The 13,952-nt window shown below is 47.5% G+C and carries 13 protein-coding genes and 1 pseudogene; 12 read left to right on the top strand and 2 right to left on the bottom strand.

Annotation, left to right across the window (positions count from 1 at the left end):
* The 5 genes and pseudogenes from A9587_RS23550 to dosP all read left to right on the top strand — a co-directional run.
* Positions 1 to 214 (top strand): annotated as a pseudogene (locus A9587_RS23550) (glutamate decarboxylase); the annotation flags it as partial.
* Positions 215 to 370: 156 nt separating this feature from the next.
* Positions 371 to 1,906, top strand: coding sequence for an acid resistance gamma-aminobutyrate antiporter GadC (gene gadC / locus A9587_RS23555; RefSeq protein ID WP_001516379.1), 1,536 nt, complete (start codon positions 371 to 373; stop codon positions 1,904 to 1,906).
* A 131-nt stretch (positions 1,907 to 2,037) separates the two neighbouring features.
* Positions 2,038 to 3,357, top strand: coding sequence for a family 10 glycosylhydrolase (locus A9587_RS23560; protein ID WP_016248698.1), 1,320 nt, complete (start codon positions 2,038 to 2,040; stop codon positions 3,355 to 3,357).
* Between the two features lie 352 nt (positions 3,358 to 3,709).
* Positions 3,710 to 5,092, top strand: coding sequence for a diguanylate cyclase DosC (gene dosC, locus A9587_RS23565; RefSeq protein WP_000426259.1), 1,383 nt, complete (start codon positions 3,710 to 3,712; stop codon positions 5,090 to 5,092).
* 24 nt (positions 5,093 to 5,116) lie between these two features.
* Complete coding sequence (dosP, locus tag A9587_RS23570) at positions 5,117 to 7,522, top strand: oxygen-sensing cyclic-di-GMP phosphodiesterase DosP (protein ID WP_072274857.1); 2,406 nt, start codon at positions 5,117 to 5,119, stop codon at positions 7,520 to 7,522.
* Positions 7,523 to 7,589: 67 nt separating this feature from the next.
* Here the strand turns inward: dosP and A9587_RS23575 are convergent, their stop codons facing one another.
* The gene (locus A9587_RS23575; RefSeq protein ID WP_001516383.1) at positions 7,590 to 8,513 is read right to left on the bottom strand and encodes an omptin family outer membrane protease; all 924 of its coding nucleotides are present in this window, start codon (positions 8,511 to 8,513) and stop codon (positions 7,590 to 7,592) included.
* Between the two features lie 320 nt (positions 8,514 to 8,833).
* Positions 8,834 to 9,265, bottom strand: coding sequence for a peroxiredoxin OsmC (gene osmC, locus A9587_RS23580; protein WP_000152293.1), 432 nt, complete (start codon positions 9,263 to 9,265; stop codon positions 8,834 to 8,836).
* A gap of 322 nt (positions 9,266 to 9,587) precedes the next feature.
* Between osmC and bdm the strand changes: the two genes are divergently transcribed.
* The 7 genes from bdm to A9587_RS25340 form a co-directional block, all read left to right on the top strand.
* Positions 9,588 to 9,803: a biofilm-dependent modulation protein gene (bdm, locus tag A9587_RS23585; protein ID WP_000495761.1), complete on the top strand. Its 216-nt coding sequence runs from the start codon at positions 9,588 to 9,590 to the stop codon at positions 9,801 to 9,803.
* Positions 9,804 to 9,893: 90 nt separating this feature from the next.
* Positions 9,894 to 10,031 (top strand): stationary-phase-induced ribosome-associated protein, encoded by a 138-nt coding sequence (gene sra / locus A9587_RS23590; protein ID WP_000841554.1) that lies wholly within the window; start codon positions 9,894 to 9,896, stop codon positions 10,029 to 10,031.
* 155 nt (positions 10,032 to 10,186) lie between these two features.
* A complete protein-coding gene (maeA, locus tag A9587_RS23595) occupies positions 10,187 to 11,884 on the top strand; it encodes a malate dehydrogenase (protein WP_001516384.1) in 1,698 nt (565 codons plus the stop codon).
* Positions 11,885 to 12,017: 133 nt separating this feature from the next.
* The gene (gene adhP / locus A9587_RS23600) at positions 12,018 to 13,028 is read left to right on the top strand and encodes an alcohol dehydrogenase AdhP (protein WP_000642389.1); all 1,011 of its coding nucleotides are present in this window, start codon (positions 12,018 to 12,020) and stop codon (positions 13,026 to 13,028) included.
* A gap of 185 nt (positions 13,029 to 13,213) precedes the next feature.
* A complete protein-coding gene (locus A9587_RS23605; protein WP_016248700.1) occupies positions 13,214 to 13,492 on the top strand; it encodes a type II toxin-antitoxin system RelE/ParE family toxin in 279 nt (92 codons plus the stop codon).
* Positions 13,492 to 13,776, top strand: coding sequence for a HigA family addiction module antitoxin (locus tag A9587_RS23610; RefSeq protein WP_000781370.1), 285 nt, complete (start codon positions 13,492 to 13,494; stop codon positions 13,774 to 13,776). The genes A9587_RS23605 and A9587_RS23610 overlap by 1 nt, the downstream gene beginning before the upstream one ends.
* 104 nt (positions 13,777 to 13,880) lie before the next feature.
* A partial coding sequence (locus A9587_RS25340; protein WP_001675268.1) for a hypothetical protein occupies positions 13,881 to 13,952 on the top strand: 72 nt, incomplete at its 3' end.

A 13,952-nucleotide genomic window follows, 5' to 3' on the forward strand; every position in this document is an offset into this window, starting at 1 on the left:
TGAACGTCTGCGCCTGCGCGGCTGGCAGGTTCCAGCCTTCACCCTTGGCGGTGAAGCCACTGACATCGTGGTGATGCGTATTATGTGTCGTCGTGGCTTCGAAATGGACTTCGCTGAACTGTTGCTGGAAGACTACAAAGCCTCCCTGAAATACCTCAGCGATCACCCGAAACTGCAGGGTATTGCCCAGCAGAACAGCTTTAAACATACCTGATAACGTTTAAGTGGTAATGCTGTCCCGGAACGCTCCTGTTTCGGGACAAATTCCAAAGTCTGTTCACTGGCATTAGCAACGGAAAATATTGCTCTGAACACGCTTCAGAACAAGACAGGTGCGGTTCCGACAGGAATACCGTTTTAGGGGGATAATATGGCTACATCGGTACAGACAGGTAAAGCTAAGCAGCTAACATTACTTGGATTCTTCGCCATTACGGCGTCGATGGTAATGGCTGTTTATGAATACCCGACATTCGCAACATCTGGTTTTTCATTAGTCTTCTTCCTGCTATTAGGCGGGATTTTATGGTTTATTCCCGTGGGCCTCTGTGCTGCGGAAATGGCTACCGTGGACGGCTGGGAGGAAGGTGGTGTTTTCGCCTGGGTATCGAATACCCTGGGGTTGAAATGGGGATTTGCAGCTATCTCATTTGGCTATCTGCAAATCGCTATCGGCTTTATTCCAATGCTCTATTTCGTGTTAGGAGCGCTCTCCTACATCCTTAAATGGCCTGCACTGAATGAAGACCCGGTAACGAAAACCATTGCAGCACTCATCATTCTTTGGGCACTGGCATTAACGCAGTTCGGCGGCACGAAATATACGGCGCGAATTGCTAAAGTCGGCTTCTTCGCCGGGATCCTGCTGCCTGCATTTATTTTGATCGCATTAGCGGCTATTTACCTGCACTCCGGTGCGCCGGTTGCTATCGAAATGGATGCAAAAACCTTCTTTCCTGATTTCTCAAAAATTGGCACGCTGGTTGTGTTTGTTGCCTTCATCCTGAGTTATATGGGGGTGGAAGCATCCGCAACGCACGTCAATGAAATGAGTAATCCAGGGCGCGATTATCCATTAGCCATGCTGCTATTGATGGTGGCGGCAATCTGCTTAAGCTCGGTTGGTGGTTTGTCCATTGCGATGGTCATTCCGGGTAATGAAATCAACCTCTCCGCAGGGGTGATGCAAACCTTTACCGTTCTGATGTCCCATGTGGCACCGGAAATTGAGTGGACGGTACGCGTGATCTCCGCCCTGCTGCTGTTGGGGGTACTGGCAGAAATAGCATCCTGGATTGTCGGCCCTTCTCGCGGTATGTATGTCACTGCACAGAAAAACCTGCTGCCCGCCAGCTTCGCCAAAATGAACAAAAATGGCGTGCCGGTAACGCTGGTTATTTCCCAATTGGTGATCACTTCAATTGCGTTGATTATCCTCACCAATACCGGTGGTGGTAACAACATGTCCTTCCTGATTGCACTGGCACTGACAGTGGTGATTTATCTGTGTGCTTATTTCATGCTGTTTATTGGCTACATTGTATTAGTCCTTAAACATCCTGATTTAAAACGCACATTTAATATCCCTGGCGGTAAAGGCGTAAAACTGGTGGTAGCGATTGTCGGTCTGCTGACCTCAATTATGGCGTTTATCGTCTCCTTCCTGCCGCCGGATAATATCCAGGGTGACTCTACCGATATGTATGTTGAATTACTGGTGGTGAGTTTCCTGGTAGTACTCGCCCTACCCTTTATTCTCTATGCCATCCATGATCGTAGAGGCAAAGCGAATACCGGTGTAACACTGGAGCCAATTAACAGCCAGAACGCGCCGAAAGGCCACTTCTTCCTGCATCCACGTGCACGTTCACCGCACTATATTGTGATAAACGACAAGAAACACTAACCCTATCTGAGTGGTGACAGTATAAGGGAGCGATAGTTAATCGCTCCCTTTTTCGTACCAGTTATCGTATTGACTTGCCCCAGATAAGTACGAGAATGAGCAACACATCTGTTTACCGGAAACCAGCATATATGGATATCTGCTCCCGAAACGTGAAATTCGCGCTCAAAAGACCAGCGGCGCTCGTTGCACTGGCTCTTTTACTGTGTAGTTGTAAGACAACACCGCCAACCACAATAGTTACACCACCAGCAGGCTTAAAACCACCAGCAACAGCGCAACAATCGTCGCAACCCATGCGTGGTATCTGGCTGGCCACTGTGTCTCGCCTCGACTGGCCCCCGGTTTCCTCGGTTAACATTAGTAACCCCACCACCCGAGCCAGCGTGCAACAACAGGCGATGATCGACAAGCTGGATCATCTGCAACGTCTCGGCATAAATACGGTCTTTTTCCAGGTAAAGCCCGATGGCACTGCCCTTTGGCCATCAAAAATTTTGCCGTGGTCAGATCTTATGACCGGCAAGATGGGTGAAGACCCCGGTTACGATCCGCTGCAATTTATACTCGATGAAGCCCACAAGCGTGGGATGAAAGTACACGCCTGGTTTAACCCCTATCGCGTGTCGGTTAATACTAAACCCGGAACAATCAGGGAATTGAATAACACCCTGTCGCAGCAACCTGCCAGCGTCTATGTGCAGCATCGCGACTGGATCAGGACATCGGGCGACCGTTTTGTTCTCGACCCGGGCATCCCTGAAGTTCAGGACTGGATCACATCGATAGTTGCAGAAGTCGTTTCCCGTTATCCGGTTGATGGTGTGCAGTTCGACGACTATTTCTACACCGAATCACCAGGTTCACTGCTTAACGATAACGAGACGTACCGCAAATATGGGGGCGCTTTTGCCTCGAAAGCAGACTGGCGACGCAACAATACCCAGCAGTTAATCGCGAAAGTATCGCATACCATAAAAAGCCTGAAGCCTGAGGTCGAATTTGGTGTTAGCCCGGCAGGCGTCTGGCGTAATCGCTCACATGATCCACTCGGTTCAGATACCCGTGGAGCTGCTGCCTATGATGAATCCTATGCGGATACCCGCCGTTGGGTCGAACAAGGTTTACTGGATTATATTGCTCCACAAATTTACTGGCCTTTCTCTCGTAGCGCCGCACGCTATGACGTATTGGCTAAATGGTGGGCAGATGTCGTCAAACCGACCAAAACCCGTCTCTATATCGGTGTCGCCTTCTATAAAGTTGGAGAACCCTCGAAGATAGAACCTGACTGGACAGTTAACGGCGGCGTGCCAGAACTGAAAAAGCAGCTCGATCTTAACGACGCTGTTCCAGAAATTAGCGGTACTATTTTGTTCCGCGAAGATTACCTGAATAAACCACAGACCCAGCAAGCCGTTAGTTATCTGCAAAGTCGCTGGGGAAGCTAATCCCCTTTTTTACTGTGCCATCGCCGGTGATTAAAGCACCGGCCTGTTACCTTTCAAAAAAGTCACATTCTCTTAATGTTAAATTATTTGCGTATAAGCAAATGGCCATAATCTCCTGATTAATTAGTATTAATATGAAAAACAAAGTGATGTTCGTCGCCACCGAAAAATAATCACGATGGGCTATACTCTTCAGAAGAACAGTAGCGTAGATTAAAACTGTCTAACTCGTTTATTTCTCTTCATTACATCTTCATATTTCAGGAGAATATGGTGCAATAAGCCTGTCCAGTGTGTTGCGTTTCGTTTTTTCGATCTCATTTGCCTTTCCAGTCGTATAAGGGGCTGAATTATGGAGATGTACTTTAAAAGAATGAAAGATGAGTGGACCGGATTAGTTGCCCAGGCCGCTCCCATCATTCGCACCAAAGCCGCAGAAATTGCCGTTACCCATGCCCATTACCTGAGCAATGAGTTTTATCGTATTGTACGCACTGACCCGCACGCCGAAGAGTTTTTGAGTAACGAACAGGTTGAAAGACAGCTCAAAAGTGCTATGGAAAAGTGGATTATCAACGTACTCTCTGCGCAAACGGACGATGTTGAAAGACTGATACAAATCCAACATACCGTGGCTGAAGTCCATGCTCGTATTGGCATTCCCGTGGAAATTGTCGAGATGGGGTTTCGCGTGCTGAAAAAAATCCTCTATCCAGTGATATTTTCCTCTGATTATTCGCCTGCGGAAAAACTTCAGGTTTATCATTTTTCGATTAACAGTATCGATATAGCCATGGAAGTTATGACCAGGGCGTTTACCTTTAGCGACAGTAGCGCAGCTAAAGAAGATGAGAACTATCGTATATTCTCATTACTGGAAAATGCTGAAGAAGAAAAAGAACGGCAAATAGCCTCATTACTTTCATGGGAAATAGATATTATTTATAAAGTTCTGTTGGATTCTGATTTAGGCAGTAGCCTACCGTTAAGCCAGGCTGATTTTGGCCTGTGGTTTAACCATAAAGGCCGCCATTATTTTAGTGGTATTGCTGAAGTAGGCCATATCTCCCGCCTGGTTCAGGATTTCGACGGAATTTTCAATCAGACAATACTCCATGCCAAAAATCTGAGTAACAAAAGCCTGCGAGTGAAATTTTTATTACAGATACGAAATACCGTATCGCAAATTATCACTTTACTACGAGAACTGTTTGAAGAAGTTTCTCGCCATGAAGTGGGAATGGATGTGTTAACCAAGCTACTCAACCGCCGTTTCCTGCCGACTATCTTCAAACGTGAAATTGCCCATGCCAATAGAACCGGCACGCCGTTGTCTGTGCTAATCATCGATGTTGATAAATTCAAAGAGATCAACGACACATGGGGACATAACACCGGTGACGAGATCTTACGTAAAGTCTCGCAGGCGTTTTACGACAATGTTCGCAGCAGTGATTATGTTTTCCGCTACGGTGGCGATGAATTTATCATTGTACTGACTGAAGCCTCAGAAACTGACACTTTACGTACCGCAGAACGTATACGCAGTCGGGTAGAAAAAACCAAACTAAAAGCTGCAAACGGCGAAGATATTGTCCTCTCTCTGTCCATTGGTGCCGCCATGTTTAATGGGCATCCTGATTATGAACGTTTAATTCAAATAGCCGACGAAGCTCTGTATATCGCTAAAAGACGAGGTAGAAACCGTGTTGAACTCTGGAAAGCCAGTCTTTAAATGCGCCCGGATGCAGAGGTAATCATGAAGCTAACCGATGCAGAAAATGCCGCTGACGGCATTTTTTTTCCCGCCCTTGAACAAAATATGATGGGGGCGGTGTTAATTAACGAAAATGATGAAGTGATGTTTTTCAACCCAGCCGCAGAGAAGCTCTGGGGATATAAGCGCGAAGAGGTCATTGGCAATAACATCGATATGCTCATCCCCCATAATTTGCGCCCTGCACATCCTGAATATATCCGGCATAACCGTGAAGGTGGTAAAGCGCGTGTCGAAGGAATGAGCCGGGAATTGCAACTGGAGAAAAAAGACGGCAGTAAAATATGGACACGATTTGCCCTGTCAAAAGTGACTGCCGAAGGGAAAATTTATTATCTGGCGCTGGTTCGGGATGCCAGCGTTGAAATGGCGCAGAAAGAACAGACCCGGCAGTTGCTCATTGCCGTAGACCACCTCGACCGACCTGTGATTGTGCTCGATCCTGAGCGTCATATCGTGCAGTGCAATCGCGCATTTACCGAAATGTTTGGCTACTGCATCAGCGAAGCCAGCGGTATGCAACCCGATACGCTACTTAACATTCCTGATTACCCGACAGATAACCGCATTCGCTTACAGCAACTATTGTGGAAAACCTCCCGCGATCAGGATGAATTTCTGTTATTGACGCGTACGGGTGAAAATATCTGGATTAAAGCGTCTATCAGTCCGGTCTATGACGTGCTTGCTCATCTACAAAACCTGGTGATGACCTTCTCAGATATCACCGAAGAACGGCAAATCCGCCAACTGGAAGGCAACATCCTCGCTGCCATGTGCAGTAGCCCACCGTTTCACGAAATGGGTGAAATCATTTGCCGTAATATTGAATCCATTCTTCATGAATCACACGTATCGCTGTATGCATTGCGTAATGGGATGCCAGTGCATTGGGCATCGTCCTCTCATGAGGTAGATGTAAAGAATGCACAAAGCTGGGCTGTCACCATTCGCCAGCGTGATGGTGCGCCTGCGGGGATACTGCAAATCAAGACCGCGGCAGGAACAGAAACCAGTGCATTTGTCGAACGTGTGGCAGATATCAGCCAGCATATGGCCGCACTGGCGCTGGAACAGGAGAAAAGCCGCCAGCACATCGAACAGCTAATTCAGTTTGATCCGATGACCGGTCTGCCAAATCGCAATAATCTGCACAATTACCTTGATGACCTGGTCGATAGAGCCGTCTCTCCGGTGGTGTATCTTATTGGCGTCGACCATATTCAGGATGTGATCGACAGCCTCGGCTACGCGTGGGCCGATCAGGCATTGTTAGAGGTCGTTAATCGTTTTCGCGAAAAACTCAAACCCGATCAGTATCTCTGCCGCGTTGAAGGTGCACAGTTTGTCCTCATTAGCCTGGAGGATGAAGTAAGCAACATTACCCAAATCGCTGATGAGCTACGCAACATCATTAGAAAGCCGGTCATCATTGACGATCAACCTTTTCCTTTAACCTTAAGCATTGGTATCAGTTACGACGTTGGCAAAAACCGTGACTACCTGCTTTCTACCGCCCACAATGCGATGGATTTCATTCGCAAAAATGGCGGTAACGGCTGGCAGTTCTTTAGTCCGACAATGAACGAAATGGTTAAAGAGCGGCTGGTATTAGGTGCGGCGCTGAAAGAAGCGATCAGCAACAACCAGTTGAAACTGGTTTACCAGCCGCAGATCTTCGCGGAAACGGGTGAACTGTACGGTCTTGAAGCTCTTGCTCGCTGGTACGATCCGCAGCATGGTCATGTTCCCCCTTCCCGGTTTATTCCCCTCGCGGAAGAGATTGGTGAAATTGAAAACATTGGTCGCTGGGTCATCGCTGAAGCCTGTCGCCAGTTAGCAGAATGGCATAGCCAGAATATTCACATCCCGGCGTTATCCGTTAACTTGTCTGCGCTGCATTTTCGCAGTAATCAACTACCCAATCAGGTTTCCGACGCGATGGAAGCCTGGGCGATTGACGGCCACCAGCTAACAGTGGAAATCACCGAAAGCATGATGATGGAACACGATACGGAGATCTTTAAACGCATCCAGATCCTGCGGGATATGGGTGTAGGTTTATCCGTCGATGATTTCGGCACCGGCTTTTCTGGTTTATCACGCTTAGTCAGCCTGCCGGTAACAGAAATCAAAATTGATAAAAGTTTTGTCGATCGTTGTCTGACTGAAAAACGCATTCGCGCCTTGTTAGAAGCTATTACCGGCATTGGACAAAGCCTGAACTTAACCGTAGTGGCTGAAGGTGTAGAAACAAAAGAACAGTTTGAGATGTTACGCAAGATCCACTGCCCCGTTATTCAGGGCTATTTCTTCTCACGCCCTTTACCCGCCGAAGAGATCTCTGTCTGGATGTCTACTGCGCTACCGCTTCAAATCGACGTTTAGTAAATCTTGCCCGCACTGGCGGGCAAGATTTCATGTATTCGTATTAGGCTATTTGCGCGCCGCTATATTAAAATCTGTACATAATACCCGCACCAATAATGTAATTATAATTCTGCATCCCAGGTGAATCTTTATCTTTTACACGTTCACCATTTTCTTTATGATAAATTGTTGTGTTACCAACATCATTAGAGAATCTACTCCATGATATTTCTGTAAAAATACGCGCCTGTGGATTAATGTTATACCCCACGTTAATAAGACCTGAGTAATATTTTTGGTTAGATACTTTATCTTTAAATGTAATGTTGCTCAAGTAATGCTGATCTGTGCCTTTCCCTTCTCCCCAGGCGCTATATTTAAATTGCGTTATAATATCAAAATCATGGTAGATATATTTACCAGAAAGACCTAAATAGGGAGCGCTGAATTTTTGTTGGTAACCAATAACTTTTTGGCCATGAGGAATATCACCAATGTCGGCACCGTTGTCATAACTATAGTAACCGCCTTTCGCCAACCAACTGAAACGCGTCTCCTGATAGCCTAACACAGCGCCTAATTGGTAGTTTTGTTCCTTTAAAAACCAACCTGTCATATTGAGATCAAACTGATTTGCAAAATTTAACCGTGTTGCAGGATGATGTGACCAATCGCTCCAGTGTTGTTGCCCCGGTTCCAGCCAGTCATAATCATCCATTAGCGCACCGGCAGAGGCAAGCGTCGTCCAGCCGTTGGCATTAAGAGTCAGCCATGAGACTGCATCCCAGGTTACGCCCATTTTAACAATGGGCGTATTTTGAATTTTCCAGTCCAGTTGGCTAAGTGTGCCACCATTACTATAGACAAACTCACCTGACTCACCATTCAGAAATGAAAGAGAAGCATCAACAAAAACACTGTCAGGTGAGAAATTAAATTCTGAAGATGCACTTGCATACTGGCTTAGATAAATTAACACAATAAAAAAAGAGACCTTTTTCACCGACATGGCTTCATCCTTATTGAACAATATCAATTAGCAAATTAATTGAAATGAATTAATTTAAATAGATTTGAATTGGTTAAAATTAACTAAGTCTTACAATGGCACATATGATTCGCACCATCAAACAGAAAACATAAATAACCCAATATTTACTGATATTCTGAACGAAGTATAAATTCACAACCTGATGCAATAATGATTTTTTATGAGCAGAGGGGATAATGAGCAGAATAAAGATACGGTTTAAATACGAGATCTCATTGGGATAAGGACAAAGTATCTGTGTAGATAACTTGCCGGATGACGCATCATCCGGCGAGAATTTATGCTTTCAACTGGTAATCCAGCGTAATTTCCGCTTTCAGTACCTGAGAAACCGGACATCCTGCTTTTGCTTTCTGGATAATACCGTCAAAGGTGGAAGCATCAATGCCCGGAACGGCGACTTCGCTTTTCAGTGCAATTTTAGTAATCGCAAAACCGGCATCCACTTTATCCAGTGATACATCGGCAGTGGTATCAATCGATGTTGGTGTGAATCCCGCTTCCCCCAGCATTAATGAAAGCGCCATCGAGAAACAAGCGGCATGTGCTGCACCAATCAGCTCTTCCGGGTTGGTTCCTTTTGCGCCTTCAAAACGCGTGTTAAACCCATACGGTTGTTGGTTCAGCACACCGCTCTCGGTAGATACTGTTCCCTTCCCGCGTTTGATATCGCCTTCCCAGTGTGCCTGACCTTTCTTATGGATTGTCATTGTTGCTCTCCTGTGGGCTTAAAAAGGAAATTATAGACTACGGGAGAAACAGCAAGAGGATAAGCAGGATATTCCGAATTAAACCGGCTAAAAAAATCACCTGCGCATTTAAATGGAATGACCGCACCGGATGTCTGGAAATATAGGACTAAAACGATAGCCCAACAAATAAAAACCAATAACATCATGCATTTAAAATATAAAAATCACCAACCAGGATTATTCCTGGTAACGAGACAATAAATATTTGCCATGCTGAATGTGCTTTATAAATCTGCGAGGCGTAGCAGACACCATAAATACACAGACAAGGAGGATCACTATGTTTACTTATTATCAGGCAGCAAATTCCACAGCAGAACCCGCTCTGGTTAACGCCATTGAGCAAGGCCTTCGGGCAGAGCACGGTGTTGTCACTGAAGATGATATTCTCATGGAGCTGACCAAATGGCTGGAAGCTTCTGATAACGACATCCTCAGTGATATCTACCAGCAAACTATTAATTATGTGGTCAGTGGCCAGCACCCTACACTTTAAGCTGCTATGCTTGATCCGCAACCTTAGGGGTTACGTTTCTTCGCTTTGGCGAATTGTCCTTAAAACTAGTAACAGGATTGAGGAGTTAAAATGAAATCGAACCGTCAGGCCCGTCATATTCTTGGACTGGATCATAAAATATCTAACCAGCGCAAAATAGTTACCGAAGGTGACAAATCCAGCGTGGTAAATAACCCAACAGGCAGAAAACGCCCCGCTGAAAAGTAAGTTTTAACAATCCGTCCTCAATGACGATTAAACACCATTGCCAGCGCAATGGTGTTTTTGTTTTTATCTGCTTTATACTTGGGCCGACGCCCTGGCGGTAAAGCAAAGACGATAAAAGCGCCCCAGGGATGGATATTCAAAAAAGAGTGAGTGACATGGAACCAAAAACAAAAAAACAGCGTTCGCTTTATATTCCTTACGCTGGCCCTGTACTGCTGGAATTTCCGTTGTTGAATAAAGGCAGTGCCTTCAGCATGGAAGAACGCCGTAACTTCAACCTGCTGGGGTTACTGCCGGAAGTGGTCGAAACCATCGAAGAACAAGCGGAACGTGCGTGGATCCAGTATCAGGGATTCAAAACCGAAATCGACAAACACATCTACCTGCGTAACATCCAGGACACCAACGAAACCCTCTTCTACCGCCTGGTGAACAATCATCTTGATGAGATGATGCCCGTCATTTATACCCCAACCGTCGGCGCGGCCTGTGAACGTTTCTCCGAGATCTACCGTCGTTCGCGCGGCGTGTTTATCTCTTACCAGAACCGCCACAATATGGACGACATCCTGCAAAACGTGCCGAATCACAACATTAAAGTGATTGTGGTGACGGATGGCGAACGTATCCTGGGCCTGGGTGATCAGGGTATCGGCGGGATGGGCATTCCAATCGGTAAACTGTCGCTCTATACCGCCTGTGGCGGCATCAGCCCGGCGTATACGCTGCCGGTAGTATTGGACGTTGGCACCAACAATCAGCAACTGCTTAACGACCCGCTGTATATGGGCTGGCGGAACCCGCGTATCACCGACGACGAATACTATGAATTTGTTGATGAATTTATCCAGGCCGTGAAGCAACGCTGGCCTGACGTGTTGCTGCAGTTTGAAGATTTCGCACAGAAAAACGCGATGCCGCTGCTGAACCGTTATCGCAATGAAATATGTTCCTTTAATGATGACATTCAGGGGACCGCCGCGGTAACGGTCGGAACGCTGATAGCAGCCAGTCGCGCGGCGGGTGGTCAGTTAAGCGAGAAAAAAATCGTCTTCCTCGGCGCTGGCTCTGCGGGATGCGGTATTGCGGAGATGATCATCGCCCAGACCCAGCGCGAAGGATTAAGCGAGGAAGCGGCGCGGCAGAAAGTGTTTATGGTCGATCGCTTTGGCCTGCTGACCGACAAGATGCCAAATCTGCTGCCTTTCCAGACCAAACTGGTGCAGAAGCGGGACAATCTCAGCGGCTGGGATACCGACAGCGATGTGCTGTCACTGCTCGATGTGGTGCGCAATGTCAAACCGGATATTCTGATTGGCGTCTCCGGACAGGCCGGGCTGTTTACGGAAGAGATCATCCGCGAAATGCACAAGCATTGCCCACGCCCAATCGTGATGCCTCTCTCTAACCCGACATCACGCGTCGAAGCCACGCCGCAGGACATTATTGCCTGGACCGAAGGTAATGCGCTGGTCGCCACTGGCAGCCCGTTTAATCCCGTGGTATGGAAAGATAAAATCTACCCTATCGCCCAGTGTAACAACGCCTTTATCTTCCCGGGGATCGGGCTGGGCGTTATTGCTTCCGGCGCGTCACGCATCACCGATGAGATGTTGATGTCGGCAAGTGAAACCCTGGCGCAGTATTCTCCTCTGGTGCTGAACGGCGAAGGTCTGGTATTGCCGGAACTAAAAGATATTCAGAAAGTCTCCCGGGCTATAGCTTTTGCGGTCGGCAAAATGGCTCAGCAACAAGGCGTGGCGGTGAAAACCTCCGCTGAAGCTTTGCAACAAGCCATTGACGATAATTTCTGGCAAGCCGAATACCGCGACTACCGTCGTACTTCCATCTAAGTCTCTGCCCGGTAGTGAACACTGCCGGGCAATTTTTCTCTCCCTTTTTCAGATCTCATCCATACTGGGTAGTGGCGAATAAATCTCATTTGCCTCACCTGCTATGCAGAACATCATCCGAAAAGGAGGAACTATGAAGGCTGCGGTTGTTACGAAGGATCATCATGTTGACGTTACGGATAAAACGCTGCGCTCACTGAAACACGGTGAAGCTCTGTTAAAAATGGAGTGTTGTGGTGTATGTCATACCGATCTTCATGTTAAGAATGGCGATTTTGGTGATAAGACCGGCGTAATTCTGGGGCACGAAGGCATTGGTGTGGTGGCGGAAGTTGGCCCTGGAGTAACTTCATTGAAACCAGGCGATCGCGCAAGCGTAGCATGGTTCTTTGAAGGATGCGGTCATTGCGAATACTGTAACAGCGGCAACGAAACCCTCTGCCGTTCAGTTAAAAATGCCGGATACAGCGTTGATGGCGGGATGGCTGAAGAGTGCATCGTGGTCGCTGATTACGCGGTCAAAGTGCCGGATGGCCTGGACTCGGCTGCCGCCAGCAGCATTACCTGCGCGGGCGTCACCACCTATAAAGCGGTGAAACTGTCAAAAATTCGCCCCGGGCAGTGGATTGCTATCTACGGTCTTGGCGGTCTGGGCAACCTCGCCCTGCAATATGCGAAGAATGTCTTTAACGCCAAAGTGATCGCCATTGATGTCAATGATGAGCAACTGAAACTGGCGACCGAGATGGGCGCTGATTTAGCAATTAACTCACGCTCTGAAGATGCTGCCAAAATTGTGCAAGAGAAAACCGGTGGCGCTCATGCCGCGGTGGTGACGGCGGTAGCAAAAGCCGCATTTAACTCGGCGGTCGACGCCGTTCGCGCAGGTGGGCGTGTCGTGGCTGTAGGTCTACCGCCGGAATCTATGAGTCTTGATATTCCACGGCTGGTGCTGGATGGCATTGAAGTCGTAGGTTCGCTGGTCGGCACGCGCCAGGATTTAACCGAAGCCTTCCAGTTTGCCGCCGAAGGTAAAGTGGTGCCCAAAGTCGCCCTGCGTCCGTTAGCGGACATCAACACCATCTTTACCGAGATGGAAGAAGGTAAAATCCGTGGCCGTATGGTGATTGATTTCCGTCGCTAAGAGTCCTTTGCTGCGACTGCCATGTTCGGGTCGCAGCCTGTTTTGCGAGACGCTTTCCGCAATTTCACTCTTCTTCTTTTCCTCCCCCATCTTTCCCCTCACAATTCGCGAAAACATAGCGAAATTTGTTGCGCTGCACGGAACAATAGTGATAGTGTTCCTTTCGAAGGAACAAGGATGAAGTGATGATAATGAATTTCAGACACAAGGGATTGCGTGACTTGTTTCTTCTCGGCAAAACCTCCGGCGTTATACCGACGCAAGTCAAACGATTACGCCACCGACTCGCTGTGATTGATGCAGCAAGCTGTCTTGCTGATATCGATATGCCCGGTTACCGACTACACCCGTTAAGCGGCGATCGCGATGAAATTTGGACGATATCTGTCTCGGGCAACTGGCGAATCACATTTGAATTCGTCAATGGCGATGCATACATACTGGATTACGAGGACTATCACTGATGAAAATGGCCAATCATCCCCGCCCGGGGGACATTATTCAGGAATCACTGGACGAACTTAATGTCAGCCTGCGCGAGTTTGCCAGAGCAATGGAAATTGCGCCCTCAACGGCAAGCCGATTGCTGACCGGAAAAGCAGCTTTGACACCAGAAATGGCGATTAAACTTTCCGTGGTGATCGGCAGTTCGCCGCAAATGTGGCTGAATCTGCAAAACGCCTGGAGCCTGGCAGAGGCTGAAAAAACGGTGGATGTGTCACGACTGCGCCGTCTGGTTACGCAATAAAAAAATGGCACCTTATAAAGTAATGCCGATCAGTTAAGGATCAGTTGACCGATCCAGTGGCTGTGTAAGAATCCGGAAACGCTCACTCGTTTCCGGATTTTTTTATGCACATTGGACAGGCCCTTGATCTGGTATCCCGTTACGATTCTCTGCGTAACCCACTGACTTCTCTGGGG

Source organism: Escherichia sp. MOD1-EC6162, from assembly GCF_002965125.1.
Lineage (GTDB): Bacteria > Pseudomonadota > Gammaproteobacteria > Enterobacterales > Enterobacteriaceae > Escherichia > Escherichia marmotae.

What these genes read in the sequence shown, in the direction of transcription:
- A9587_RS23560 (WP_016248698.1), top strand. Translation starts at nt 2,038, where the DNA reads ATGGATATCTGCTCCCGAAACGTGAAATTCGCGCTCAAAAGACCAGCG.
- A9587_RS23610 (WP_000781370.1), top strand. Translation starts at nt 13,492, where the DNA reads ATGAAAATGGCCAATCATCCCCGCCCGGGGGACATTATTCAGGAATCA.
- bdm (WP_000495761.1), top strand. Translation starts at nt 9,588, where the DNA reads ATGTTTACTTATTATCAGGCAGCAAATTCCACAGCAGAACCCGCTCTG.
- dosC (WP_000426259.1), top strand. Translation starts at nt 3,710, where the DNA reads ATGGAGATGTACTTTAAAAGAATGAAAGATGAGTGGACCGGATTAGTT.
- dosP (WP_072274857.1), top strand. Translation starts at nt 5,117, where the DNA reads ATGAAGCTAACCGATGCAGAAAATGCCGCTGACGGCATTTTTTTTCCC.
- adhP (WP_000642389.1), top strand. Translation starts at nt 12,018, where the DNA reads ATGAAGGCTGCGGTTGTTACGAAGGATCATCATGTTGACGTTACGGAT.
- sra (WP_000841554.1), top strand. Translation starts at nt 9,894, where the DNA reads ATGAAATCGAACCGTCAGGCCCGTCATATTCTTGGACTGGATCATAAA.
- maeA (WP_001516384.1), top strand. Translation starts at nt 10,187, where the DNA reads ATGGAACCAAAAACAAAAAAACAGCGTTCGCTTTATATTCCTTACGCT.
- A9587_RS23605 (WP_016248700.1), top strand. Translation starts at nt 13,214, where the DNA reads ATGATAATGAATTTCAGACACAAGGGATTGCGTGACTTGTTTCTTCTC.
- gadC (WP_001516379.1), top strand. Translation starts at nt 371, where the DNA reads ATGGCTACATCGGTACAGACAGGTAAAGCTAAGCAGCTAACATTACTT.
- A9587_RS23575 (WP_001516383.1), bottom strand. Translation starts at nt 8,513, where the DNA reads ATGTCGGTGAAAAAGGTCTCTTTTTTTATTGTGTTAATTTATCTAAGC.
- osmC (WP_000152293.1), bottom strand. Translation starts at nt 9,265, where the DNA reads ATGACAATCCATAAGAAAGGTCAGGCACACTGGGAAGGCGATATCAAA.